Source organism: Mesorhizobium sp. NBSH29 (assembly GCF_015500055.1).
In the GTDB taxonomy this organism is placed as follows: domain Bacteria; phylum Pseudomonadota; class Alphaproteobacteria; order Rhizobiales; family Rhizobiaceae; genus Neomesorhizobium.
This window is the reverse complement of record NZ_CP045492.1, coordinates 1,012,577-1,037,892: the sequence shown is the minus strand read 5'-3', so window position 1 is coordinate 1,037,892 and position 25,316 is coordinate 1,012,577. Positions and strand designations below refer to the sequence as shown.

The 25,316-nt window shown below is 60.9% G+C and carries 23 protein-coding genes; 15 read left to right on the top strand and 8 right to left on the bottom strand.

The features are described from left to right. The first annotated feature begins 6 nt into the window (after positions 1 to 6). A complete protein-coding gene (locus GA830_RS05060) occupies positions 7 to 2,016 on the top strand; it encodes an AI-2E family transporter (protein ID WP_195164008.1) in 2,010 nt (669 codons plus the stop codon). 24 nt (positions 2,017 to 2,040) lie between these two features. Here the strand turns inward: GA830_RS05060 and gyrB are convergent, their stop codons facing one another. Continuing rightward, the gene (gyrB, locus tag GA830_RS05055; protein WP_195164007.1) at positions 2,041 to 4,515 is read right to left on the bottom strand and encodes a DNA topoisomerase (ATP-hydrolyzing) subunit B; all 2,475 of its coding nucleotides are present in this window, start codon (positions 4,513 to 4,515) and stop codon (positions 2,041 to 2,043) included. Between the two features lie 306 nt (positions 4,516 to 4,821). Here gyrB and GA830_RS05050 point away from each other — a divergent pair, with 306 nt between their 5' ends. From GA830_RS05050 to GA830_RS05040, 3 genes are read left to right on the top strand one after another with little or no spacing between them, the layout of a single operon-like run. Then, positions 4,822 to 5,655 (top strand): alpha/beta hydrolase, encoded by an 834-nt coding sequence (locus GA830_RS05050; protein ID WP_195164006.1) that lies wholly within the window; start codon positions 4,822 to 4,824, stop codon positions 5,653 to 5,655. A 46-nt stretch (positions 5,656 to 5,701) separates the two neighbouring features. Continuing rightward, the gene (locus tag GA830_RS05045) at positions 5,702 to 7,069 is read left to right on the top strand and encodes a cytochrome P450 (RefSeq protein WP_195164777.1); all 1,368 of its coding nucleotides are present in this window, start codon (positions 5,702 to 5,704) and stop codon (positions 7,067 to 7,069) included. 57 nt (positions 7,070 to 7,126) lie between these two features. Next, positions 7,127 to 7,609 carry a DUF305 domain-containing protein gene (locus tag GA830_RS05040; RefSeq protein WP_195164005.1) on the top strand — a complete coding sequence of 161 codons (483 nt, stop codon included), beginning with the start codon at positions 7,127 to 7,129 and terminating at the stop codon, positions 7,607 to 7,609. Positions 7,610 to 7,618: 9 nt separating this feature from the next. Here GA830_RS05040 and GA830_RS05035 read toward each other — a convergent pair whose 3' ends face one another. From GA830_RS05035 to GA830_RS05015, 5 genes are all read right to left on the bottom strand, one after another. Further along, a complete protein-coding gene (locus tag GA830_RS05035; protein WP_195164004.1) occupies positions 7,619 to 8,650 on the bottom strand; it encodes a histone deacetylase family protein in 1,032 nt (343 codons plus the stop codon). Between the two features lie 97 nt (positions 8,651 to 8,747). Further along, the gene (locus GA830_RS05030; protein ID WP_195164003.1) at positions 8,748 to 9,863 is read right to left on the bottom strand and encodes a Gfo/Idh/MocA family protein; all 1,116 of its coding nucleotides are present in this window, start codon (positions 9,861 to 9,863) and stop codon (positions 8,748 to 8,750) included. A gap of 82 nt (positions 9,864 to 9,945) precedes the next feature. Further along, positions 9,946 to 10,848, bottom strand: a complete 903-nt coding sequence (locus GA830_RS05025) for a sugar ABC transporter substrate-binding protein (protein WP_195164002.1) — start codon at positions 10,846 to 10,848, stop codon at positions 9,946 to 9,948. Positions 10,849 to 10,933: 85 nt separating this feature from the next. Then, positions 10,934 to 11,917, bottom strand: coding sequence for an ABC transporter permease (locus GA830_RS05020; protein ID WP_195164001.1), 984 nt, complete (start codon positions 11,915 to 11,917; stop codon positions 10,934 to 10,936). A gap of 3 nt (positions 11,918 to 11,920) precedes the next feature. Continuing rightward, positions 11,921 to 12,718: an ATP-binding cassette domain-containing protein gene (locus GA830_RS05015; RefSeq protein WP_195164000.1), complete on the bottom strand. Its 798-nt coding sequence runs from the start codon at positions 12,716 to 12,718 to the stop codon at positions 11,921 to 11,923. A 138-nt stretch (positions 12,719 to 12,856) separates the two neighbouring features. On the opposite strand from GA830_RS05015, the gene GA830_RS05010 reads away from it, so the two are divergent. Further along, entirely contained in the window at positions 12,857 to 13,687 is an 831-nt protein-coding gene (locus GA830_RS05010; RefSeq protein WP_195163999.1) for a MurR/RpiR family transcriptional regulator, read from the top strand. A gap of 49 nt (positions 13,688 to 13,736) precedes the next feature. Here GA830_RS05010 and iolG read toward each other — a convergent pair whose 3' ends face one another. Beyond that, positions 13,737 to 14,726: an inositol 2-dehydrogenase gene (gene iolG, locus GA830_RS05005; RefSeq protein WP_195163998.1), complete on the bottom strand. Its 990-nt coding sequence runs from the start codon at positions 14,724 to 14,726 to the stop codon at positions 13,737 to 13,739. A gap of 160 nt (positions 14,727 to 14,886) precedes the next feature. Here iolG and GA830_RS05000 point away from each other — a divergent pair, with 160 nt between their 5' ends. The 5 genes from GA830_RS05000 to iolB are packed head-to-tail and all read left to right on the top strand — an operon-like array spanning position 14,887 to position 20,620. Next, positions 14,887 to 16,812 carry a bifunctional 5-dehydro-2-deoxygluconokinase/5-dehydro-2-deoxyphosphogluconate aldolase gene (locus GA830_RS05000; protein ID WP_195163997.1) on the top strand — a complete coding sequence of 642 codons (1,926 nt, stop codon included), beginning with the start codon at positions 14,887 to 14,889 and terminating at the stop codon, positions 16,810 to 16,812. A gap of 31 nt (positions 16,813 to 16,843) precedes the next feature. After that, entirely contained in the window at positions 16,844 to 18,694 is a 1,851-nt protein-coding gene (iolD, locus tag GA830_RS04995) for a 3D-(3,5/4)-trihydroxycyclohexane-1,2-dione acylhydrolase (decyclizing) (protein ID WP_195163996.1), read from the top strand. A gap of 37 nt (positions 18,695 to 18,731) precedes the next feature. Next, the gene (gene iolE / locus GA830_RS04990; protein WP_195163995.1) at positions 18,732 to 19,625 is read left to right on the top strand and encodes a myo-inosose-2 dehydratase; all 894 of its coding nucleotides are present in this window, start codon (positions 18,732 to 18,734) and stop codon (positions 19,623 to 19,625) included. Next, the gene (locus GA830_RS04985) at positions 19,615 to 19,818 is read left to right on the top strand and encodes a DUF3329 domain-containing protein (RefSeq protein ID WP_195163994.1); all 204 of its coding nucleotides are present in this window, start codon (positions 19,615 to 19,617) and stop codon (positions 19,816 to 19,818) included. Before iolE ends, GA830_RS04985 begins: the two co-directional genes overlap by 11 nt. A 1-nt stretch (position 19,819) precedes the next feature. After that, positions 19,820 to 20,620 carry a 5-deoxy-glucuronate isomerase gene (gene iolB / locus GA830_RS04980; RefSeq protein ID WP_195163993.1) on the top strand — a complete coding sequence of 267 codons (801 nt, stop codon included), beginning with the start codon at positions 19,820 to 19,822 and terminating at the stop codon, positions 20,618 to 20,620. A 3-nt stretch (positions 20,621 to 20,623) separates the two neighbouring features. Here the strand turns inward: iolB and phnF are convergent, their stop codons facing one another. Next, a complete protein-coding gene (phnF, locus tag GA830_RS04975; RefSeq protein WP_195163992.1) occupies positions 20,624 to 21,370 on the bottom strand; it encodes a phosphonate metabolism transcriptional regulator PhnF in 747 nt (248 codons plus the stop codon). Between the two features lie 99 nt (positions 21,371 to 21,469). Here phnF and phnG point away from each other — a divergent pair, with 99 nt between their 5' ends. The 5 genes from phnG to phnK are packed head-to-tail and all read left to right on the top strand — an operon-like array spanning position 21,470 to position 25,315. Further along, on the top strand, positions 21,470 to 21,940 hold the full coding sequence (gene phnG, locus GA830_RS04970; RefSeq protein WP_195163991.1) for a phosphonate C-P lyase system protein PhnG: 471 nt from the start codon (positions 21,470 to 21,472) through the stop codon (positions 21,938 to 21,940). After that, positions 21,940 to 22,548 carry a phosphonate C-P lyase system protein PhnH gene (gene phnH / locus GA830_RS04965; protein ID WP_195163990.1) on the top strand — a complete coding sequence of 203 codons (609 nt, stop codon included), beginning with the start codon at positions 21,940 to 21,942 and terminating at the stop codon, positions 22,546 to 22,548. Before phnG ends, phnH begins: the two co-directional genes overlap by 1 nt. A gap of 3 nt (positions 22,549 to 22,551) precedes the next feature. Beyond that, a complete protein-coding gene (locus GA830_RS04960; RefSeq protein WP_195163989.1) occupies positions 22,552 to 23,655 on the top strand; it encodes a carbon-phosphorus lyase complex subunit PhnI in 1,104 nt (367 codons plus the stop codon). Continuing rightward, positions 23,652 to 24,542 carry an alpha-D-ribose 1-methylphosphonate 5-phosphate C-P-lyase PhnJ gene (locus tag GA830_RS04955; RefSeq protein WP_195163988.1) on the top strand — a complete coding sequence of 297 codons (891 nt, stop codon included), beginning with the start codon at positions 23,652 to 23,654 and terminating at the stop codon, positions 24,540 to 24,542. The genes GA830_RS04960 and GA830_RS04955 overlap by 4 nt, the downstream gene beginning before the upstream one ends. After that, entirely contained in the window at positions 24,539 to 25,315 is a 777-nt protein-coding gene (gene phnK / locus GA830_RS04950) for a phosphonate C-P lyase system protein PhnK (RefSeq protein ID WP_195163987.1), read from the top strand. Before GA830_RS04955 ends, phnK begins: the two co-directional genes overlap by 4 nt. The last annotated feature ends 1 nt before the right edge of the window (position 25,316 follow it).

The following is a 25,316-nucleotide window of genomic DNA, read 5'->3' as shown; positions in this document are numbered from 1 at the left end:
CTGCCCATGACCATATCCAAGGCCGAGACTAATGGCCAAGGCGCACGAAGCATCCGCCCCCAGGCAATGCCGCAGAATACACCTGCCCTCAACTCTCCCACTTTGATCACCGTCGCCGCCACCGTTGCGGCGCTTTACTTCGGACGGGATATTTTTCTGCCACTGGCTGTCGCGGTCCTACTGACCTTTGCGCTGGCGCCGGTTGTTTCATGGCTGCGCCGGTGGCGGCTACCGCGCCCGGTGGCGGTTGTATTTGTGGTTATTTCGGCATTTGGAGCCATCGCCCTTTTCGCAACAATTGTCGCCATGCAGCTGGGAGTGCTCGCTGGCAATCTGCCGTACTATCAATCCAATATTGAAGCCAAAGTGCGTGTGGTCAAGGAAGCCAATGTCGGCGAAAGCGTCGTCAATCGGGTCACGCGTCTGGTTGAACGGCTGGGCACCGAGATCCAGAGCAAGGAGGAGGACAAGCCTGATTCCAACGGGCCGTCTACCGGAGCGGACGAGCCCAAGGTCAAACCGCTTCCTGTGGAGGTGGTCGAGCCGGCATTGAAGCCCCTAGAGCTGCTCAAAACGATCATTGGCCCGCTGATTGCACCGCTTGCCACCGGCGGCATCATCATCGTCGTGGTTATTTTCATGCTGATGAACCGCGAAGATTTGCGTGATCGCTTCATCCGCCTTGTTGGCGCCAACGATCTGCACCGTACCACCGAGGCGCTGCAGGACGCTGGCAAGCGGGTCGGGCAATATCTGTTGATGCAGTTGATCGTGAATGTGACCTACGCGTTGCCCATCGGCATCGGGCTTTGGCTCATCGGCGTCCCCAATGCCATGTTGTGGGGCATGCTGGCGCTGGTGCTGCGTTTCATCCCCTATATCGGTCCCGTCATCGCGGCCGTCTTTCCTCTGGTCCTGGCGCTGGCTGTCGATCCGGGCTGGACCATGCTGGCCTGGACGGTCGCATTGTTCCTGACCGTCGAACTGATCAGCAACAATGCCATCGAACCTTGGCTGTATGGGTCTCGCACTGGCCTTTCACCGCTCGCCATTATTGTTTCCGCCATTTTCTGGACCTGGCTCTGGGGACCGCTCGGATTGCTTCTGTCAACGCCCCTCACCGTGTGCCTTGTCGTGCTTGGGCGGCATGTTCCGCAATTTGCATTTCTGGACGTCCTGTTTGGCAGCGAACCGGTGCTGGAACCCTATGAAGCGCTCTATCAGCGCCTGTTGGCCGGCGACCCGGCCGAGGCAACCGACCGTGCCGAGGAGTTTCTCGATACCGACGACAATGACCTGGTGGCTTTCTACGAGACTGTGGCGATACCGGCGCTGGCGCTTGGCGAACAGGATCGGGCGCGCGGCGTGATGGATGCAGAACGCCGCCAGCGCGTGGCCACCGGTGCAATGACGCTTGTCGACAATCTCGAGGACTATGCCGACGAGGAAGCGGCGGAAGAGGATGATGACGAGGCTGAGGAGCTGGCAGATGGCGACGAACTGCCCGATGGCACGGGCAAGACCGTGCTGTGTGTTGGTGGGCGCGGCGAACTGGACGAAGCATCCGCAGCAATGCTGGCTCAGGTCCTGACCGCGCATGGCGCCAATGCGCGGCTGCTTGAAACGGCGGCGATTGCTGTTGGCAGCGTCGGAAGGCTGGATCTCACCGACGTACACGCCGTGGTTATAGCCTATCTCAACGCCGATTCACGCAGCCATGCGCGTTATTCCGTGCGACGCCTGAAGCGTGCGGCCAAAGGATTGCGGGTGGGGGCTGCGTTCTGGCGTCCGGCCAATGAACAGTCTGCCGCCGAAATTCAGCCGTCCACCATTGGTGCGGATTTTGTCGCCTACACGATGGCCGGCGCGGTTGCCGGCGCCCTTTCAAACGAGCCGGCAGTGGCAGTCAAGGCGACGGCGCGCCGACTGCTTTCGCGGCGAACCCGAAAGCCATCCAAAGCATCACCGGCCGCGAAAGCCGCCAAGGGCAAGAGCAAGACCAAACAGGAGGCCTGATCCCGGCTTGCAAAAGCGCCCGGATCAGACGTCCAGATTGGCAACCGACAGGGCGTTTTCCTGGATAAACTCGCGGCGCGGTTCCACTTCATCGCCCATCAGCCGCGCAAACAGCATATCGGCGTCGGTGGCGTCGAGAATCTTGACCTGGAGCAGCGAGCGGACATTCGGGTCCAGCGTGGTTTCCCACAGCTGCTCTGCGTTCATTTCGCCAAGGCCTTTGTAGCGCTGCATGGTGAGGCCCTTGCGGCCGGTGGCGAAAATCGTGGTCAGCAGCGCCAGTGGGCCGGAGAGCGTCTCCGCCACTTCCTTGCGACGCAGCACAGGAGGCGCTGAATAAACGTCTCCCAGCCGTGCCGCATAACGGTCCAGCGCGCGCGCGTCGGCAGAACCCAAAAGGCCCATGTCGAGCGTCGCAGATTCTTTTACGCCGCGCACGGTGCGCTCAAACACATAGCCGCCCATGCCTTCGTTCGACGGTGAGGTGCGGCCTGTCCAGCCGCGCTCGGTATCCTCGGCAATGACGTCGAGGCGCTCGGCGATCTCATGCGCCATCTGGTTGGCACGGGCGAGGTCGTTGAACAGTTCAACATTAAGGGCGCCGGCAATTGCTGCCTGCTCCACCACGGTGCGGCTGTAGCGCGTATGCAGCCCGTTGAGCAGGGTGCGCACGGCCAGTGCATCGTCGACGGCTGCGCGCAAATCCTGCCCTGAGCGTACCTCGCCTGACGACAGCGTCAATGTCGCGTCTTCCAGGCCCGATCCGATCAGGAATTCTTCAAACGCCGGCTCATCCTTGAGGTACTGGGCACTCTTGCCCTTGGTGACCTTGTAGAGTGGCGGCTGCGCGATGAAGAGGTGGCCACGCTCGATCAATTCCGGCATCTGACGGAAGAAGAAAGTGAGCAGCAGCGTGCGAATATGGGCGCCATCGACGTCAGCGTCGGTCATGATGATGATCTTGTGGTAGCGCAGCTTGTCGGCGTTGAATTCGTCCTTGCCGATCGAGGTGCCAAGTGCGGTGATCAGCGTTCCGATCATTTCGGAGCCGAGCATGCGATCAAAGCGGGCGCGCTCCACATTGAGGATCTTGCCGCGCAAAGGCAGGATCGCCTGGTTCTGGCGCGAGCGGCCACCCTTGGCGGAACCGCCAGCGGAATCACCCTCGACGATAAAGATTTCGGATTTGGCCGGATCACGCTCCTGGCAGTCTGCCAGCTTGCCCGGCAGCGAGGTAATATCGAGCACACCCTTGCGGCGGGTCAGTTCGCGCGCCTTGCGCGCCGCTTCTCGGGCAGCAGCAGCTTCCGCCACCTTGGCGATCAGTACCTTGGCTTCTGCGGGATGCTCCTCGAACCACGTTCCAAGCGCTTCATTGACGAGGCTTTCCACGACGGGGCGAACCTCTGAAGAAACCAGCTTGTCCTTGGTCTGGGAGGAGAATTTCGGGTCCGGAACCTTGACTGACAGCACCGCTGTCAGGCCTTCGCGGCTGTCATCACCCGTGATGGAGACCTTTTCCCGCTTGGCGACGCCGGAGGTTTCGGCATAGCTCGTCACCTGACGCGTCAGCGCACCACGGAATCCAGCCAGATGCGTGCCGCCATCGCGCTGCGGGATGTTGTTGGTAAAAGCCAGCACGTTTTCGTGGTAGCTGTCGTTCCACCACATGGCCACCTCGACCGTGATGCCGTCGCGCTCTGCCTTGATGGCGATGGGCTCGGAAATCAGCGGTTTCTTGGCGCGGTCGAGATATTTGACAAATTCCTCGAGCCCACCCTCATAGAACAGCTCCTGGGTTTTGATATCGGCATGGCGCTTGTCGATCAGGAAAATGCGCACGCCTGAATTCAGGAATGCAAGCTCGCGCAGCCGGTGTTCCAGCGTGCCATAATCGAACTCCACCATCGTGAAGGTATCGGTCGACGGCATAAAGGATATTTCAGAGCCAGAACGACCCTCATAGGTGCCTGGCTGCTTGTCTTCGACGTAGGTGCCGGTGGGCGCCAGCGGGGCATCGGAATTGCCGTGTGTGAAGCTCATCTCATGGATCCTGCCGTTGCGGCGGATTTTGAGCCGCAGCCAGACTGAGAGCGCGTTGACCACCGAAACACCCACGCCGTGGAGGCCGCCCGAAACCTTGTAGGAATTCTGGTCGAACTTTCCGCCCGCATGAAGCTGGGTCATGATGACTTCGGCGGCTGAAATGCCCTCGCCGGTGTGGATATCGGTCGGAATGCCGCGGCCATTGTCGATGACTGTGCAGGACCCATCCGGATTGAGGGTGACGGTGACGAGATCGGCATGACCGGCAAGCGCCTCGTCGATGGCGTTGTCGACCACCTCATAGACCATGTGGTGCAGGCCTGAACCGTCATCGGTGTCGCCGATATACATGCCAGGACGTTTGCGCACGGCATCGAGGCCCTTCAGGACCCTGATGGAATCGGCGCCATATTCCTGGTTTTCGCTCGGCACGTTTTCGGGCGTTTCGCTCATGAGATACTTTCGTCATTCCTAAACAAGAAGAGCGCGCCGATCAGTCTTCGAATCACGTGCTCTCGCTGCACCGGATATAGGCGTTCCGGGGCTATTTTCCAAACTTTGGACGGGTTTTAAGGCCTTTTTCCGGAAGAGTCTCGGTACCCGCTGCTGATACGGGGCCAGAGGTTTGCGTCTGCCCGGTAATCGGACCCGTTGCACAGGGGCAACGGGTGGGTAAATCGTCGCTATAACCAGGCCCCGACGGCGTGAAAGCGATTGCGCGGCGGCTTGTTTGACCGCCATGTCAAGGGAGCGTTAACATTGTCCGGCCAGTCTGGTGCCATGGCGATCCGTTCCTCTTTCACCGCGCTTCTCATCGTGGCCACCGCGCTGAGCTTGGCCGCATCTAATTTCGCCGCGGCTGCAGAAGCCGAAAGCGTCGCACTCGCTTCCGTCGAACCCCTCACGGCGCGCAAACAGGCCAAAGGCACGAAGGCGATGGCACAAACCCCGCATGTGAAAGCGCAACTGGATGGATTTATCCATGAGTATCACCCCTCGGCGACCAAATCCGCGCTGACACTGGTGCTGCTGCATGGTTCCGGTGGCGATGAGGCGATGCTGTTGCCGCTGGCGCGAGAGGCGGCACCGGGTGCTGCTTTGCTGGCCGTGCGCGGGCGCGTGGTGCAGGACGGGGTGACGCGCTGGTATCGCCGGGTGACACCGGTGCGTTTTGATCAGGATGATATCCGCGGTGAGGCAGACGCTTTTGCCACGTTCATGCGCAAGGCGTCGGCTGCCTATGGGTTGGCGCCGGCAAACACAGTGTTCGTGGGCTATTCGAACGGGGCGAATTTGGTCGCCGCGCTGGCTCTCCTGCATCCGGCGCTGGTGCAGCGGGCGGCACTGCTGCGTTCCATGCCGGTGCTGGAAAAGCCGCCGGTTGCAGCACTCGCCGCTGCTGACTTTCTGGTCGTTGCGGGCAAGGATGACGGGCTTTACGCGCGCTATGCGCCCACGCTGGAGCGTCTGCTGCGAAAAAACGGTGCGCGCGTCGAGGCCCACCAGATCGCCGCCGGGCACGGGCTTGACCGGATGGACGCAGACCTGGTTGCAGGCTGGCTTGCCACGGGGCAGGCCGTATCGATGAAATAATCCCTGCGCGTTGGACGCCAACGCCCGCGCACCCTACATTGCGCGTATGGATTCCAAGCCCGCCCCGTTCGTGCCGCCTGCGCCCACACCGCGCAATAGCCCGCCCTCGACGCTGGAGATGATCCGCATCGTCTACCGCAATCCGCTGGAGCTGTGGGGAGAGCCTTCGTACAATGAGCCGTGGATTTCCGTGAACGGGGTTGGCGGGCGGCTGATCATCGCCAACGATCCGGGGCTTATTCGCCATGTGCTGGTGGACAACGCCAAAAACTACAAGATGGCCACGGTGCGCCAGCTGTTGCTGCGGCCGATCCTGCGCGATGGGCTGCTGACCGCCGAGGGCGACGTCTGGAAAAGGTCGCGCAAGGCGATGGCTCCGGTATTCACACCGCGCCACATTTTCGGCTTTGCACAAGCCATGCTCAAGCGAACACAGGCATTTGCCGACAAATATGAAGGCGTTGCCGCCCCTGTCGATCTGGCCCACGACATGACGCTGCTCACCTATGACATTCTTGCCGAGACGCTGTTTTCGGGCGAAATTGCAGGCGGGCAGGACGAGTTTGCCAACCAGATCGAGCATCTGTTCGAGACAATGGGGCGGGTTGATCCGCTCGACCTGTTGCGCGCGCCGGCATGGCTGCCCAGACTGACGCGGCTGCGGGGGCGAAAGACCATGGCGTTCTTCCGCAAGGTCGTGACCGACACGGTTGCCATGCGCGAACAGCGCATGCGCTCGGCGCGGGACGTTCCTGAGGATTTCTTGACGCTTTTGCTGCGTGCCGAAGGACCGGACGGGCTGACACGCGCAGAGATCGAAGACAACATCATCACCTTCATCGGCGCCGGACACGAGACTACGGCGCGGGCGCTGGGCTGGACACTCTATTGCCTGGCCGAGGCACCGTGGGAACGCGCCATCGTCGAGGCCGAGATCGACATGGTGATGGCGCGCGAGCCCGATCCCGCCAAATGGCTGGACGCGATGCCGCTGACACGGGCTGCCTTCGAGGAGACGCTGCGGCTCTACCCGCCGGCGCCATCGATCAACCGCGAGCCTATCGAGACCGACACCTACAAGAGTTTGACGCTGCCAAAACACGCCGCGGTACTGGTGATGCCGTGGACGGTGCACCGCCACCGAAAGCTCTGGGACCAGCCAAATGCTTTTCTGCCGGAACGCTTTCATCCGCAAAACCGGGACAAGATCGACCGCTTCCAGTATCTGCCGTTCGGGGCAGGACCGCGCGTCTGCATTGGCTCAAGCTTTGCGATGCAGGAGGCGGTGATTGCGCTTGCGGTTCTGCTGTCGCGTTTCCGCTTTGACGTCACGGCCGAGACGAAGCCCTGGCCGGTGCAAAAGCTGACCACCCAGCCGCAAGGCGGCCTGCCGATGGTGGTGAGCCCCCGGTAAGGCGGAACAATCGCGGTTTCCCTGCGTTGGCCCAGTTCACCAAGCTGGAGCCCAACCATGTCCTACGCCCGCTTCACTATCATGATCGCGACCTCAACACTGGTGATGTTTGCGCTCATGTATTTGAACACCTACGCGATCGACCACATCTGGTTCAGCCAAACGCGGGCGTGGATGGCACTCCTGATGGGTGCCGTGATGGCAATCATCATGCTGGCCTTTATGCTCGGTATGTATCGGAACAGCGCGGCAAACATGGCCATCTTTGTGACCGCCATCCTTGTCTTCGTGGGCTCGCTCTGGCTGATCCGGAGCCAGGAAACCGTCGATGACGTTTCCTATCTTAAAGCGATGATCCCGCACCACTCGATCGCCATCATGACAAGTCGCCGCGCCCATATCAGCGACCCGCGCGTCCGCAAGATGGCAGACGGCATCATCGAGGCGCAGGTGCGCGAGATCGGCGAGATGGAGAGCTTGATCAGCGACCTTGAGGCCAATCCGCAGCCCGCCGACGCCCCCGATCTGCCGCCCGCCTGACGGCAGGTCTCACTCGCCCTCGAAGCCGGTCAGCACACCGACGGCGTTGACGCCGATCTCTTCGACCGCGTAGCCGCCTTCCATGACGAACAGCGTTGGCAGACCAAGCTCTGCGATTTTTCGTCCTATTTTCGGATAGTCGACAGACTTCAGCTTGAACTGGCTGATCGGGTCTTTTTCGAATGTATCGACGCCGAGGGAGACCACGACAATGTCGGGAGCAAACTCGGCGAGCCGTTTGCAGGCGTCGTCCAGAGCGGCACTCCACGGTTCCCATGCGGTGCCGGCGGGCATCGGTAAATTGTGGTTGAAGCCGGTGCCGGAGCCGGAGCCTTTCTCGTCGGCATGGCCGAGGAAGAAGGGATATTCGTTCATCGGATCGCCATGCAGGTTGATCACCTGCACATCAGCGCGCTCGTAGAAGATCTCCTGAGTGCCGTTGCCGTGGTGGTAATCGATATCAAGGATAGTGACACGCGTCGCACCATTCTGGCGAAACCATTCGGCGGTGACGGCGGCGTTGTTGATGTAGCAATAACCGCCCATGAACCCTGCGCCGGCATGGTGGCCGGGCGGGCGGCAGAGCGCGAATGCTGAGTGTTCGCCATTGAGGACCAGGGCGGCTGCGGTCAGGGCGACGTCGTGCGACGACTTGATGGCATCCCACGTTCCGGCAACAAAGGGCGCGCCGCCGTCAAACGAATAATAGCCGAGCAGGGCTTCGATGGCCTTGGGCGGCACATCGCCGCGCAGGCCGCGTGTGGGCCAGGTGAAAGGCAGTGCGGAGCCGCTTCGTCCCGCCGCCTGCCATTGCGTCCAGACCGTCGGCAGGAAGGCCAGATAGTCACTCCGGTGAATGCGGCCTGCGGTGGACAGATCGTGCTCGTCAGGCGGAAGGATCGGTCCTAGTTTTTCACTCTCCACCCGGGCGCGGATGATCTCGGCGCGCGAAGCTTTTTCGAACCCGGGCACGATTTCGCCGGCAATAATTTCGAGCTGGCCGGAATGGCCATTGTGGAGTGGAGAGAAGATCGTTTTCATGCGCTGCCCCTGTTGCCCTGTCGGCCTACCGTAGCCGTAGGCAGCCGCAACGCTCAAGCCAGATTTACAGATGCCAGGCGTTGGACGCTGGAAAACCTCACGCGTCGACCTTAACCCAGCGCCGCTCCGTGAAGGAGCGGGCCATGGCGGCGACTGTGCGCTCGATTTTCATTCCGTCTTCGAAATCGATGACAATGCCCGGCTCGCCGCGCATCAGGCCGATCAGCTGGCGGCATTCAATGACCTTGAGATCATTGAAGCCAAGGCCGTGGCCGGGCGCCGGCACGAAGCGGTCATAGGGGGCGTGATGCGGTGCGGTGAGAACCGTGCGAAAGCCCTGCTCGGTGGGGCGTTCCGTTGCTAGATAGAGCTGGAACTCGTTCAGCCGTTCCTGATCGTAGAGGATGGAGCCCTTTTCGCCGAAAATCTGCACGGCGATGCGCCCCTTGCGGCCCCAGGCGGTGCGGCTGAGGGCCATCAAACCGGAAGCACCGTTTTCCAGCCTGAGGAGGATCGTTGCGACGTCGAAAACCTCGACCGCGCGTTCGCCGTCTTTGCCTTTGCGGGTCGGATAGGGCTTTGCCATGTCGCACATCACCTCTGCCACACCGCCAAACAGGGTGCGGATCAGCGACAGCGGGTGGACGCCGAAATCATCGATCGCGCCATAGCCGTTGACTGCCTCATGGCGGGCCTGAAACGGTGCGCCGGCATCGGCCATGAAATCCTCATCCATCTCGATGCGGATATGGTTGACCGGGCCTATCGCACCCTCGTCGAGCAACGTCCTGATATGACGGATGGCGGGGTTCTGAATGTAATTGTAGCCCAGAATGGCGACCTTGCCCGAGCGCCTCTGTGCATTCAGCATCGCCTGTGCATCCTCAAGCACCGGGGCCATCGGCTTTTCGCACCAGACATGTTTGCCGGCGTCAAGCGCTGCAACGGCCATTTGCGCGTGGAACTTGTTGGGGGTGGTGATCGACACGACATCAATTTCCGGGTCGGCGAGCAGCGCCTGCCAATCGGCCGTGGCGGTCGCAAACCCGAATTCCGAGGCTTTGCGGCGAGCCAGATCGTCACTTGCATCGGCAAGGCAGGCGAGCCGGATTTCGGGAACATCGCCATAAACAGCGCGCACCCCGCTCCAGGCGATGGCGTGAGCCTTGCCCATGAAGCCGCTGCCGATGAGACCAACGCCAATTTTCTTCATCAGGGCCCTGCGCAGGTAGGAGAAGTCAGAGAAACGGCCGGACCCGTCGTGCGGGTCCGGCCGACAAAACAGGGATCAAGCCCTATTTGTATTCTGCAGCGTTTGACTTATCGACCAGCACGGTGCCGGTGTCGATGACCGGATCGATGGTCTTGCCGGCCTTCAGTTCAGCCAGTGCCTTGACGCCAAAGCCGCCAATATTCTTGGGAGCCTGGGCAATCGTAGCTGTCATTTCGCCGGCAAGAACGGAGGCGGCTGCATCAGGATTGGCATCGAAGCCAACAACCATGACGTCGGCAAGCTTGCCCGCCGATTTCAGGGCTTCCACTGCGCCCAGAGCCATGTTGTCGTTGGACGCGAAGACCGCCTTGATGTTGGGGTTGCCGGTGATGATATTTTCCATCGCCGCCTGGCCCTTGGCACGGTCCCATTCGCCGGTCTGCTCGGAAACGACTTTCAGGCCGCAGGCTTCGAGCCCGGCCTTGGAGCCTTCGGCACGGGCCTGGCCGGTGGACTGGGTGATAATGCCCTGAAGGATCGCCACTTCCGAGCCCTTTTCGATCTTGCCGCAGATATAGTCGGCTGCAAGTTTCGCACCGGAGGCATTGTCTGTGCCGATGAAGGTGAAGCCCTCGTTGACGCCCTTGGTGTCAATGAAAACGACCGGAATGTTGGCAGCTTTCGCAGCTTCAACAACCGGGGCCAGTGCGTTCGGATCGGTTGGCGCGAGCGCGATACCATCGAGACCCTGGGCGATCATGTCTTCGATCTGGGCAATCTGGGCCGCAACATCGGATTCCTGTGGCGGCGACATCACCACCACTTCGGCGCCGATTTCTTTGCCCATGTCCATGGCACCGGCTTCCACCGCTGCCCAGAATGGGTTGCCGGCGCCGGGGCCCTTCATGTCGACCAAAAATTTGTCTGCCAGCGCCGAGCCTGTCATCATGGCGAGTGCGGTGCTGACCAAAAGCAGTTTCTTCATGGGTTCCTCCCGTGGAACTATCAACGTCTCCGGTGAAAGGATTGGCTAAGGCGCGGAGACGGCGCCGAAGCCAATTATACGAACTTTAACTCCTCACCGACGCCCTGCGTCGGACGACGTCAATATAGACGGCGAGGATGATGACCATACCGATCAGGATCTGCTGCCAGAACGGGCTGATGTTGTTGAGGTTCAGCCCGTTGCGCATCAGGCCCATGATCAGAACGCCGGCGAGCACGCCCAAAATGGTGCCCCGGCCGCCGAAAAAGGACGCGCCGCCGATGATCACCGCCGCAATCGCGTCGAGCTCGGCATTTTGCCCGGCGAGCGGAAAGCCTGAATCGGTGCGGCCGGCCAGGAGCAGGCCGGCGAGCCCGGCAAAAAAGCCGGAGATCGCGTAGACGTAGACCAGCACGCGGTCGACATTGATGCCCGAAACACGCGCCGCATGCGGATTGCCGCCAATGGCGAAGATGTGGCGGCCAAGCGATGTGCGGTTGAGAAAGAACCATAGACCAACGGCGCTGACTGCGACCACGAACAGGCTGGCCGGCAGCCCGGTCGGGGGCGGAAAGACGCCGAAATCATAATTGGCCTGGCCGAGATAGCGCGTCTGCGGGCCAAGCCCTGAAACGGGCGCGCCGTTGGTGATCAGGCTGGAGAGACCGCGTGCAATATTCAACGTGCCGAGCGTCATGATGAAGGGATGCGGCAGGCGCAGGATCGTCAGGCCAAAGCCGTTGACGAGCCCGGCTGCAATGCCAACCAGCGGGCCGATCAAGATGACGATGGGCCAGGGAACGCCAGCCTTTGCGGCCACCGCCAGACACATCATGGCGAGCGCCATGACCGAGCCCACGGAAAGATCGATGCCGGCGGTGACGATCACCACGAACATACCGAGCGCCAAAAGCGCCAGGGAGGCGTTCTGCTTGATGATGTTGGTGAGATTGGCCAGCGACAGGAAGACATCGGGACGCGAGGCGTAAAGCACCAGCATCATCACCACGACGATCAGCACGATGCCGTAATCCTCGAGAAAGCGTGCCAGTCTGTGATTGGCGATCATCGTTCAATGCACCTTGTCATGCGCGAGCGTGTCGGTGTGGCCTTTGGTGCCCATGATCCAGCCGATCACCTCGTTGCGGTTGGTATCGCCCAGCTGCGACTCGGCAAAATTGGTGCCCTGGTAAAGCGCCATCACGCGGTCGCAGGCATAGAAAATATCGTCCATGCGGTGCGAGATGATGATGACGGCCACGCCGTGTTCCTTGAGGGTGCGGATCAGGTCGAGCACCTTGCCCACTTCCTTGATGGCAAGGGCGGCGGTCGGCTCATCCATGATGACAACCCGTGCGTCAAAAGCGGTGGCGCGCGCGATGGCAACGGCCTGACGCTGCCCGCCCGACAGGTTTTCGACGAGCTGGTCGATGCTCTTCACATGAATTTTCAGCTTGTCGAGGTGATCTGTCGCCATCTGCCGCGACAGATCGCGGTCGATCAGCGTAAAGCCGGCAAATTTCCGGCCGGGCTCGCGACCCAGATAGATGTTTTCGTAAATGGGCATGTTTCCGGCGAGGGCGAAGTCCTGATACACCATCTCGATGCCGGCCGAGCGGGCATCGCGGGGAGAGTCGAACTTGACGGGCTTGCCCTCGAACAGCAGCTGCCCCTCCGATGGCTTATAGAGCCCAGACAGGATTTTCATCAATGTCGATTTGCCGGCGCCATTGTCGCCCACAACGCCCAGCGCCTCGCCGGCGTTGAGATGAAAGCTCACGCCATCCAGTGCCGTTATGGCACCGAAATATTTCTTGACGTTGCGCGCTTCAAGCAGCGGCACCGGCGGTTTGCCGGACACTTCGGACATGGCTTGGTTTCCTCCCTGGCCAGTTCCTCGTTCCAAATTTGGAACAAATAGTGCATTTCACTTTTTATTGTGGAATTTTTATTCCATTTCTGGTTTTCTTCGTCAAGCCAAAAATCAGCGGGGGCACGGACAGAATTCATGAATGACGAGGTCCCTCCCAAAGACTACCAGGCGCTGCGGGCACTGATTGCGCAGCGCGCAGACGATTTGCCCAAGCGGCTGACCCAGATCGCGGCTTACGCTCTGGAAAACCCGGATGAGGTTGCGTTTGGAACCGTTGCAAGCATTGCGGGCCAGGCAGACGTGCAGCCGTCGGCACTGGTGCGCTTTTCGCGGGCGCTCGGCTATCAGGGATTCTCGGAATTGCAGGACGTGTTTCGCTCGCGGTTGCGCGAGCGGGTGCTGAACTATGACGAGCGGCTGGCGCAGATGCGCGCGCATGGCCTTGCCACCAGCAAATCCGGGCTGGTTCTGGATGGCTTTTTGAAAGCGACGGAACGCTCGGTGGCGGATTTACGCACCAAGGTCGACCACGAGGCGGTGGACCGAGCCGTGGAGGTGCTGGCTGCCGCCGATACGATCTATCTCATCGGGCTCAGGCGGTCGTTCCCGATCACGTCCTATATGAGCTACGCGATGGGGAAGCTTGGCATTCGCAACATTCTGGTGGACGGGCTGGCCGGGCTTGGCGCCGAGCAGACCGGGTTCATCACCAGCCGGGACGCCGTTTTGTGCACCTCGTTCACGCCCTATGCCAGCGAGACGGTGACGCTGACCAATGCGGCGCGGGCGCGCGGGGCTTCCATCGTGTCGATCACCGATTCCGTCTTTTCGCCGATTGCCTCGCCGGCAGATGTGCTGCTTGAAATCGCCGAGGCGAATTTCGAGGGGTTTCGTTCGATGTCGGCCACCATGGCGCTTGCCATGACCCTGACGGTCTCGGTTGCGAGCCGCCGCGAAGAACCATAGCGGCGCGCCCGATGCCTTTGCTTTGGCCCATTCCTGACGGAAAACGGCTCTAGCTGATCCGCACAGCCTGGCCTGTTTTCAGCGATTCCGCTGCCGCTTCGGCCAGTTTCTGCGCCATCAGCCCATCATGGCCAGAGGCGGTTGGTGCCTCGCCTTTTTCCATCGCGGTGAGGAATGCATTGATCTCGATGCGATAGGCCGCCTCATAGCGCTCGATGAACGAGAACGGGATGAGGTCGCTGGTAAAGCCGCTGCCATCGGCGCGTTCCAGCGTGGTGAGATGCTGGTTTCCGGCCCGCAACATGCCCTTCGAGCCATGCACCTCGATGCGCTGGTCGTGGCCATAGGTGGCGCGGCGCGAATTGGTGATGACGCACATCTTGCCGGAAGCCGTCTGCATATGAACCGCTGCCGTGTCGATATCTCCAGCCTTGCCGATGGCCTCGTCCACAAGTGCGGCACCAAGGGCATGAACTGTGACCGGGTCTTCGCCCAACAGGAAGCGCGCCATGTCAAAATCATGGATCATCATATCGCGGTAGAGCCCGCCTGAACGCTCAATATAGGAGACCGGGGGCGGGGAAGGATCGCGGCAGGTGATGGTGACAATCTCGACCTCGCCAATCTCGCCTTCACGGAGCCGCCTTTCCAGAACCGAATAATGCGGGTCATAGCGGCGGTGAAAGCCGATCATCAGCGGCACGCCCGCCTGCTCCACCACTTTCAGGCATTGCTCGATGCGCTCGACAGAGAGGCTCACCGGCTTTTCGCAAAGTATCATTTTGCCGGCGCGCGCGGCCTGTTCGATCAGGTCTGCATGGGTGTCGGTGGGTGTCGCGATCAGGATCGCGTCGACATCTTTGGCGGCGATCACTTCTTCTACCGAGGCGGTTCTGGCGCCGACCTCAGCTGCCAGCTGGGCGGCCGCATCTGGCAACGCATCGGAAACGCAGGTGACGCTGGCGCGGCCCGAATCCCGCAACGACCGGGCATGGACCTTGCCGATTCTGCCCGCACCAAGAATACCAAAACGCAGCATATCAACCTCCCGCATGTAAAAACTAGAAACGGAATAAACATTCCGAATTGACTATCAAACAGAATTTCTGTTTCATATCTCCAGTTTCATAATCCGGTTGCCAGCATCCGTCCATCGAAAAAAGTGACCCGATGCTGGCCCTATTTGGAAGGAACCGGCCATGCCGCGCGCCCATGCCGAGGCACTCGACGTTATTACCATCGGCCGTGCCTCGGTAGACCTTTACGGTCAGCAGATTGGCTCGCGGCTGGAGGATATTACCTCCTTCGCCAAATCCGTGGGCGGCTGCCCGGCCAATATTGCAGTCGGCACGGCCCGCCTCGGGTTGAAGTCTGCCCTGCTCACCCGCGTGGGCGACGAGCAGATGGGGCGCTTCATCCGCGAGCAGCTTGCCCGCGAGGGCGTCGATACTCGCGGGATCGTCACCGACAAGGAGCGCCTCACGGCATTGGTTCTGCTCGCGGTGGAGGCCGAAGGCGTCTCGCCGATGATCTTTTACCGCGCCGACTGCGCCGACATGGCCCTGGCGCCCGAAGACATCGACGAAGACTTTATCGCTTCGGCCCGCTCCATCGTTGTCACTGGAACGCATTTTTCACGCGATGCCAGCGATGCCGCGCAGCGCAAGGCGATTGCCATTGCCCGCGCCCATGGCGGCAAGGTTGTGTTCGACATCGACTTCCGGCCAAACCTTTGGGGGCTGGCCGGCCACGCCGAGGGCTTTGGCCGCTACGTAAAATCGGACCGCGTTTCCGCACGCCTGAAAAGCGTGTTGCCGGACTGCGATCTGATCGTCGGCACCGAAGAGGAAATCATGATCGCGTCCGGCGCGTCCGATTGCCTGTCGGCGCTGAAAGCGATCCGTGCCGTCTCCGAGGCCACCATAGTTCTCAAGCGCGGTGCCATGGGCTGTATCGTCTATGACGGCGCCATCAGCGATGATCTGGAAGACGGGATTGTCGGACAGGGATTTCCGATCGAGATCTTCAACGTGCTGGGCGCGGGCGACGCCTTCATGTCCGGCTTTTTGCGCGGCTGGCTCGGCGGCGAACCGCTTGCCACGGCGGCAGGCTGGGCCAATGCCTGTGGCGCCTTCGCCGTGTCGCGCCTGTTATGCGCGCCCGAATATCCGTCCTGGCAGGAGCTGCAGTATTTTCTGAAAAACGGCAGTGCGCACCGTGCATTGCGTAAAGATGCCGACCTCAACCACATTCATTGGGCAACCAACCGTGGCAAGGAAATTCCCTCTCTGATGGCGCTGGCAATAGACCATCGCTCGCAGCTTGAGGACCTGGCCGCCAAAGCCGGAGCGGATGAAAAGCGCATCGGTGCGTTCAAGATCCTGGCGGTCAAGGCGGCAGCGAGGGTCGCAAATGGCCGTGCCGGATATGGCATGTTGATCGACGAAAAGCATGGCCGCGCGGCGCTGTTTGAGTTTGCGCGCCATCCGTTTTCGTGGCTGGGCCGGCCGGTTGAGCTTCCGGGCTCGCGGCCGCTGCAATTTGAGTTCAGCCAGGACATTGGCAGCCAGCTTGTCGAATGGCCGGCAAGCCACTGCATAAAATGCCTGACCTTTTACCATCCCGACGATCCTGCCGCGTTGAAGGCGCAGCAGCAGGAGAAGCTGAAAACGCTGTTTGAGGCATCCCGCAAGGTGGGACGCGAGCTTCTGATCGAGATCATTGCCGGAAAGAACGGGCCGCTGGAAAAAGACACGGTCGCCCGTGCCCTGGCCGAGCTTTATGAACTGGGCATCAAGCCTGACTGGTGGAAGCTTGAGCCACAGCCGCAGACAGCGGCCTGGCATGCCATCGGCAAGGTGATCGACCACAATGACCCCTGGTGCAGGGGGGTCGTGCTGCTCGGGCTGGAGGCGCCGCAGGACGAACTGGAGGCAGCCTTTGCGGCCACGCGTAATGTGCCTGTCGTCAAAGGCTTTGCCGTGGGGCGCACGATCTTTGGCGATGCAGCAGCACAATGGTTTTCCGGCGCGATGTCGGATGAACAGGCCATTGACGACATGGCGAGCCGATTTACCCGGTTAACGCAGGCTTGGCTTGCTGCGCGTAGCTACGACGCTGCATAATCCATCAGTCGCAACAGGCGGGAGAACAGTAATGGCAAAGACGATCCGCCTGACAATGGCACAAGCACTGACCCGCTTCATGGCGCGCCAGATGGTTGAAATCGACGGGCAGAAAGTGCCCTTCTTCGGCGGGGTCTGGGCGATTTTCGGCCACGGCAATGTCGCGGCAATGGGCGAGGCGCTGTATCATCTGCGCGAGGAATTGCCGACCTTCCGCGCGCATAACGAACAGGCCATGGCTCATGCGGCGATTGCCTATGCCAAGGCGCATTTTCGCCGCCGCGCGATGGCGGCGACCACGTCGATCGGGCCGGGCGCGACCAACCTTGTCACCGCCGCCGCCCTTGCCCATGTGAACCGCCTGCCGCTGCTTCTGCTGCCGGGCGATGTCTTTGCCAGCCGCATTCCTGATCCTGTGCTTCAGCAGGTCGAAGCCTTTGGTGATGGCACGCTGACGGCCAATGATTGCCTGCGCCCCGTATCACGTTATTTCGATCGTATCACACGGCCAGAACAGATCATCCCGGCCGCGGCACGCGCCATGCAGGTTCTCACTGATCCTGCCGAGTGCGGACCGGTGACGCTGGCCTTGTGCCAGGATGTGCAGGCGCAGGCCTATGACTATCCGGAAAGTTTTTTCGATGAGCGCATATGGGCGCAGCGCCGCCAGCGGCCAGACCGGAACGAGCTGGAGCATGCCGTTGCCGCCCTGCGCGAGGCGAAAAAACCGCTCATCGTGGCAGGCGGTGGCGTGCTCTATTCGGGCGCTTCGCGCGCGCTGGCCGACTTCGTGCAAGCCACCAGCATTCCTGTCTGCGAGACGCAAGGCGGCAAGTCTGCGCTCGCTGACACCCATCCGCTTAACATGGCCTCGGTCGGCGTGACCGGCACGACTGCCGCAAACCGGCTTGCTGCCGAGGCTGATGTGATCTTGGCTGTCGGCACCCGGTTGCAGGATTTTACCACCGGTTCCTGGGCTCTGTTTGCCCATGAGAACAAAAGGCTCATCGGCCTCAATGTGCAGGTCTTTGATGCCGGCAAACACCGCGCGCTACCCTTGGTGGCCGATGCTCGGGAAGGACTGTTGGAACTTTCCAACGCGCTTGGAACGTGGACTGCGCCCAAGGACTGGACCGAAAATGCACAGGCCGGCAAAGCCGAATGGCAGCGCCTTGCAGCGACTGTTACCGCGGCGACCAATGCGGCTTTGCCCTCCGATGCGCAGGTCATCGGCGGCGTGCAGCGCGCTCTGGGAGCAGAGATTATTGTTGTGCACGCAGCCGGCGGGCTGCCGGGCGAATTGCACAAGCTTTGGCAGGCCGGCGCGCCAGGCTCCTATCATGGCGAATACGGCTTTTCCTGCATGGGCTATGAGATCGCCGGCGGGCTGGGAGCCAAGATGGCGCGGCCCGACAAGGAGGTTGTCGTCATGGTCGGCGACGGTTCCTATCTGATGCTCAATTCCGAGATCGCCACATCGGTCATGCTCGGGCTGAGGCTCACCATCGTGCTGCTCGACAATCGCGGCTATGGCTGCATCAACCGGTTGCAGATGGCCACGGGCAGCCAGAACTTCAACAATCTGCTGAAGGATTCGCGCCACGCGGTGATGCCGGACATCGACTTTGTGGCGCATGCCGCTAGCCTGGGTGCCCTGGCGGAAAAGGTCTCATCGATTGGCGATCTGGAGCAGGCGTTGAAGCGCGCCACAACCGCAGCCCGCACCAGCGTGGTGGTGATCGATACCGATCCGCTGGTGTCGACGGAGGCCGGTGGCCACTGGTGGGATGTTGCGGTGCCCGAAGTCAGCGACCGGCCGCAGGTGCAAAGCGCCCGCAAGGCCTATGAAACCGCTTTACACAAACAGGCAATCGGAAACTGATCCGAGCCACATCACGGACTATTGGAGTGACCCTAGAATGATCCGCATCGGCGTTAATCCTATCGGCTGGTCGAATGACGACATGACCGAAATCGGCGGTGACATTCCCCTTGCGCAATGTCTGGCAGACGCGCGCGCGGCTGGTTTTACCGGGCTTGAGCTTGGCAACAAGTTTCCCCGCAACGCTTCCGAGCTGAAGCCGATCCTTGACGAGTATGGCCATGCGCTGGTGGGGGGGTGGTATTCAACCAATCTCCTGACACAGGATGCGAAGGCGGAGTTTTCTGCCGCCCGCGACCATGCAATCTTGTTGCGCGATATGGGCTGCACGGTCTTCATCGCGGCTGAAACCTCCAACGCCATTCACTCAGACCGCAGCACACCGCTTTCTGCGCGTCCGGTTCTGGCGAAGGAGGGCTGGGCCGAGTTTGGCGCGCGCTATTCCAGGTTTGCGGGTATGATCAAAGCCGAATACGGGCTGCAGCTGGTGTATCATCACCATATGGGAACCGTGGTGCAGACCGAGGCGGAGATCGACCGTTTCATGGCTGTTACCGATGATGCGGTGCACCTGCTGCTCGACACCGGCCACGCCACCTGGGGCGGCGGTGACCCGGCGCGAATGGCCCGCCATTACAAGGCCCGCATCAGCCATGTGCATTGCAAGGATATTCGCGAGGCGGTGATGTGGCAGTCAAACCGAGAGGACTGGTCGTTTCTGGATTCGGTTCTGGCTGGCGTCTACACGGTGCCGGGCGACGGGTTGATTGACTATGTGCGCGTGCTGCGCGAATTGAACGGCTATTCCGGCTGGGTCGTGGTCGAGGCCGAGCAGGACCCCAAAAAAGCAGAGCCGGCTGAATACGCCGCTTTGGGCCATGCCCATGTGAAGCGGTTTCTCAAGGAAGCAGGGCTCGTTGATGGCGCATGAAGATCACAAGTTTCTCCGGCCTCTCTATCGGCGCATCCTGCTGGTGGTCTTTTGCGCCGGGTGGACGGTGTTCGAGCTGACGATGGGTCAGGGCATGTGGGCAGCCATCGCCGGCGGCATGACCGCCTATGGCGCATGGCTTTTCCTGATCGACTACAAGCCTGAGCGCGCAAAGCCACCTGAGGAGACATGACATGGCAAGCAGGCTGCAACGAAAACCAAACGGCACCACGGGCCGCGTGAGCCATGTGACGCCCGAAAATGCCGACTGGACCTATGTCGGGTTTGACCTCCACCGCCTTGCGCCCGGCGAAACCGTGTCGGCCGCCACGCAGGATCGTGAAGTCTGCCTTGTGCTGGTAACCGGCAAGGCTTTTGTCTCGGCAAATGGTGCCGCGCTTGGCACACTTGGCCAGCGCATGTCGCCGTTCGACGGCAAGCCGTGGTCTGTCTATGTGCCGGAAAATGGCGATTGGTCTGTCACCGCCGAAACCGATCTGGAACTCGCCGTGTGTTCGGCTCCCGGACTTGGCGGCGGGCTGCCGGTGCGGGTGATCGGGCCCGATGAGCTTGGACAGGAAGTCCGCGGCAAGGGCACCAATGTGCGCCATGTCACCAATATTCTCCCCGAGAGCGAGCCGGCGGATTCCCTTCTGGTGGTGGAAGTCATCACACCCGGCGGGCATACATCCAGCTATCCTCCGCACAAGCATGACGAAGACAATCTGCCCGTCGAATCATATCTGGAAGAAACCTACTACCACCGGCTCAACCCGCCGCAGGGCTTTGCCTTCCAGCGCGTCTACACCGATGATCGCTCGCTTGATGAAGTGATGGCGGTGGAAGATGGCGATGTGGTTACGGTGCCAAAAGGCTACCACCCCTGCGCCGCCTGCCATGGCTATGACCTTTACTATCTCAATGTCATGGCTGGCCCCAAGCGGACCTGGAAGTTCAACAACGCCAAAGAGCACGAATGGCTGATGAAGGCGTGACCGTCACGCTTCGGTCGAAACATTCAGCTCCACACGGTCTGCGGCGAAGCGGGTTTGCGCATATTGGATGAGCCGCCCTTGCGCATCGACATTCACCGCCACAGTCACCAGCACAATTGCGCCGGGTGAAAGTTTGAGGTCGGCAAGGTCGGCTGCATCTGCATGGCGGGCAGAGACGAGCGTGGAGCGGCGAAAATAATCATCCACGCCAAATGTCTGGAATGAGAGCGTGATCGAGCCAGTCTCGCTATAGGCTTTTTCAAAGCCGGCAAATCGCTTGGCATCTACAAAATTGGTCGCGCGCGAAACCGGCCTGCCATCCGCCTCGCTCAGCGTTTCCAAGCGCAGAACGGCATCGCCCTCATTCAGCCCCAGCCCCTCAGCGACATGCAGTTCTGCGGGCTCGATCTCATGGCTGAGAAGCCGGCTCACGCGGTCCTTTGTCTGGTCGCGCAAGCCGGTTGAAAAGCGCGTGCGTGCCGAGATCGGATAGGAAAGGCGCTTGCGGTTCTCCACGAAAGTGCCGCGCCCTTGCTCCGTGCGCAGAACGCCTTCCTGCACCAGCGCTGCAATCGCGCTGCGCAGCGTGTGACGGTTGACGCCAAAGCGCAGCGACAGCACAGTCTCGGTCGGCAACCGGCCATCCGCACCCAGCGCTCCCGTGCCAATCTCCTGCCGTATCCTGTCAGCGATCTGCCGCCAAAGCGCCACGCCACTGCGCCGCACCACTGCCTCATTTGGTTTTGGCATTCGTGGCCCCCCTGTCATCGCACCGTCATGGACGCGCGCTAGAAAACAGTATAGGTTGTGCACTTGTATAGAGCAATAGACAAATATGAAGAGCCCGAGATGAAATCTGACAGAGGCCACGAAAAAGCAACAGAGGCGGCGCGCAAGGCGGCCATGGCCACGCTGGCAGCAGCACCTGTGGAAACGCTGCGCGCATTATGCGCCACACTCGACATGCCGCAGGACGTGATCTTTCTGCGCGGCCCCGAAACGGGGCTGGTCACCGTGCGTGGCCGCATTGGCGGCGGCGGTGCGCCCTTCAACTTTGGTGAGGCCACCGTCACGCGCGCCACTGTACGTCTGGCAGATGGTGCAATCGGCCATGCCTATGCGTTGGGCCGCGACCGCGAAAAGGCGCGCCTCTCAGCCATTGCAGATGCGCTGTGGCAAAACCCCGAGCATCGTTTGCGGGTGGAAGAAAAGCTCATCACGCCGCTGCGTGCCGCCCAGTCTACAGCCGACACCAAGAAGCGCCATGAGACGGCAGCCACGCGGGTCGATTTTTTCACCATGGTTCGCGGAGAGGATTGATGAGCGACGCACAGGCAATTGAAGGCGGTTTTGCCGCTCCCGTATTCGACGCGCAATTGGTGTTTCGTGCCGTCATGGATGGCATGGCGCGCCCCGGCACCGTGCAATCTGTCGCCGGCCTCGCCAGCCCTCCCGCGCCATTGGCAGCACTTGCCGGTGCTGTCGCGCTGACATTGTGCGATCATGACACGCCGCTTTGGCTTGATCCTGAATTGACGCTCAACAGCGCGGTTAAAACGTGGCTCGGCTTCCACACCGGCGCGCCCATTGCCACCACGCCGGCAGATGCGCATTTTGCTCTTGTGTCGCGCCCTTCCACCCTTATGGCGCTGGAAAATTTTGCCCAGGGCACACAGGAATATCCAGACCGTTCAACCACGCTGATCCTCCAGCTGGAAAGCCTCGTTTCGGGCCCGGAATTATTGCTGGAAGGCCCTGGCATTGAACGCATGGCAATGGCGGCACCAACCCCCATGCCGCGCCATTTCGTTGAACAATGGAAGCAGAACAAGGGCCGTTTTCCGCGCGGGGTAGATATTATTCTAACCGGCCCTGAAGGCATTGCCTGCCTGCCGCGCACCACCCGCATCAAGACGATGGAGAGCTGATCCATGTATGTCGCAGTTAAAGGCGGTGAAGCCGCCATTCACAATGCACATGCGCTTTTGGCAGATCGGCGGCGCGGCGACCGCTCGGTGCCGGCCCTGCGCATCGACCAGATTGTCGAGCAGCTTGGCCTGGCCGTGGACCGCACAATGGCGGAAGGCTCGCTCTATGATCGTGAGCTGGCAGCGCTTGCCGTCATTCAGGCGCGTGGAGATCTGATCGAGGCAATCTTTCTGGTGCGCGCCTACCGCACCACGCTGCCGCGTTTTGGCTATACCAACCCGATCGACACCGCCGCCATGCATATAGAGCGCCGCGTTTCGGCCACCTATAAGGATCTGCCGGGTGGCCAGCTTCTGGGCCCGACATTCGATTACACGCACCGCCTGCTCGACCCGGAGCTTGCAATGGGCACTGAGCCTGAAACGCCAGAGCAGCGCAATGTGCCCACTGAGCCAATGCCGCGTGTATCGCAAATTCTGGCACAGGAAGGCCTGATCGAGCCAGATGGCGCGATGGCCGATGACCACGCCACAGGCGATATTACCCGCACGCCGATGGAATTTCCGATGGAGCGCGATGTGCGCCTTCAGGCGCTGTCACGCGGCGATGAAGGCTTTCTTCTGGCGCTTGGTTATTCCACCCAGCGGGGCTTTGGCCGCACCCATCCCTTTGTCGGTGAAATTCGCATTGGCGAGGTGGAGCTGGAGCTGGATGTGCCGGAGCTTCCCTTTGCCGTTCCGCTTGGCCGCATTCGTGTGACGGAGTGCCAGATGGTGAATCAGTTTGCCGGCTCAGCAAAGGCGCCGCCGCAATTCACCCGTGGCTATGGGCTGGTGTTTGGCCAGTCCGAACGCAAGGCCATGTCCATGTCACTCTGCGACCGTTCGCTGCGCGCGCGCGAAATGGGCGAGGATATATCTGCGCCTGCACAGGATGAGGAGTTTGTGATTTCGCACTCTGACAATGTGCAGGCAACCGGCTTCGTCGAACATCTCAAACTGCCCCATTATGTGGATTTCCAGGCCGAGCTGGATCTCGTGCGCCGCATGCGCACAGAGCATGAGCGCGCAGCCAGCGGTGACCAACTCAAGGAGGCTGCGGAATGAACGCGCCACAGGACATAGCGCAATATAATTTCGCCTATCTCGATGAGCAGACCAAGCGGATGATCCGCCGCGCCATCCTCAAGGGCATTGCTATTCCCGGCTATCAGGTGCCGTTTGCCAGCCGCGAAATGCCTATGCCCTATGGCTGGGGCACCGGCGGCGTGCAGGTGACAGCCGCTATTCTGGGGCCAGATGATGTGTTGAAAGTGATCGACCAGGGGGCTGACGACACCACCAATGCCGTCTCCATCCGGGCCTTCTTCGTCAAGGTGGCGCAGATTGCCGTCACCACCGAAACCGCAAAAGCCACCATCATCCAGACCCGCCACCGCATTCCCGAACTGCCGCTCAAGGCTGGCCAGACTTTGGTGTATCAGGTGCCCATTCCAGAGCCATTGCGCTTTCTGGAGCCACGCGAAACCGAAACCCGCAAAATGCACGCGCTGGAAGAATATGGCCTGATGCATGTGAAGCTTTACGAGGATATCGCCCGCCACGGCCATATCGCCACGACGTATGATTATCCGGTCAAGGTTGAGGGGCGCTATGTCATGGACCCTTCGCCGACGCCCAAATTCGACAATCCGAAGATGCATATGTCGCCGGCGCTGCAGCTGTTTGGCGCAGGGCGCGAAAAGCGCATTTATGCCATTCCGCCCTTCACCAATGTGGTCAGCCTCGACTTTGAAGATCATCCCTTCGAGGTGCAGACCTTCGACCAGCCCTGCGCCCTATGCGGGGCAGAGCAGGTCTATCTCGATGAGGTGATCCTGGACGATCATGGCGGCCACATGTTTGTGTGCTCGGATACGGATCATTGTGAAAAGCGCCGTGAAGATGGCCATGTCGGCACGCTGGGCGTGGCTGTTGAAGGAGCAGCAAAATGAGCGATGAACCCCTTCTGCGCGTCACCGGCCTGTCCAAATATTATGGCTCGCGCATTGGCTGCGAGGACGTCTCGTTCGAGCTTTATCCGGGCGAAGTGCTGGCCGTTGTCGGTGAATCCGGCTCCGGCAAAACCACGCTTTTAAACTGTCTTGCCACGCGGTTGATGCCAACTTCCGGCACCGCCTCCTACCGGATGCGTGACGACCAGTGGCGCGACCTTTACCGCATGAGCGAGGCCGAGCGGCGCTTTCTCATGCGCACCGATTGGGGCTTTGTCCACCAGAACCCGGCAGACGGCCTGCGCATGACAGTATCTGCCGGGGCTAATGTCGGTGAGCGGTTGATGGCCGTGGGCGACCGTCACTATGGCAATATCCGCTCCACCGCCATTGACTGGCTGGGAAGGGTGGAAATTGCCGAAGACCGTGTTGATGATCAACCGCGTGCCTTTTCCGGCGGCATGCGCCAAAGGCTGCAGATTGCCCGCAATCTTGTCACCAATCCGCGTCTGGTTTTCATGGACGAGCCAACGGGCGGGCTGGATGTTTCGGTGCAGGCGCGCTTGCTTGATCTTTTGCGCGGGCTGGTCACAGATCTTGGTCTGGCAGCGATTGTCGTCACCCATGATCTGGCAGTGGCGCGGCTTCTATCTCAGCGCATGATGGTCATGAAAGATGGCCATGTTGTTGAGGCCGGCCTCACCGACCGCGTGCTGGATGATCCCCGCGCGCCCTACACCCAGCTCCTTGTTTCATCCATCCTGCAGGTCTGAA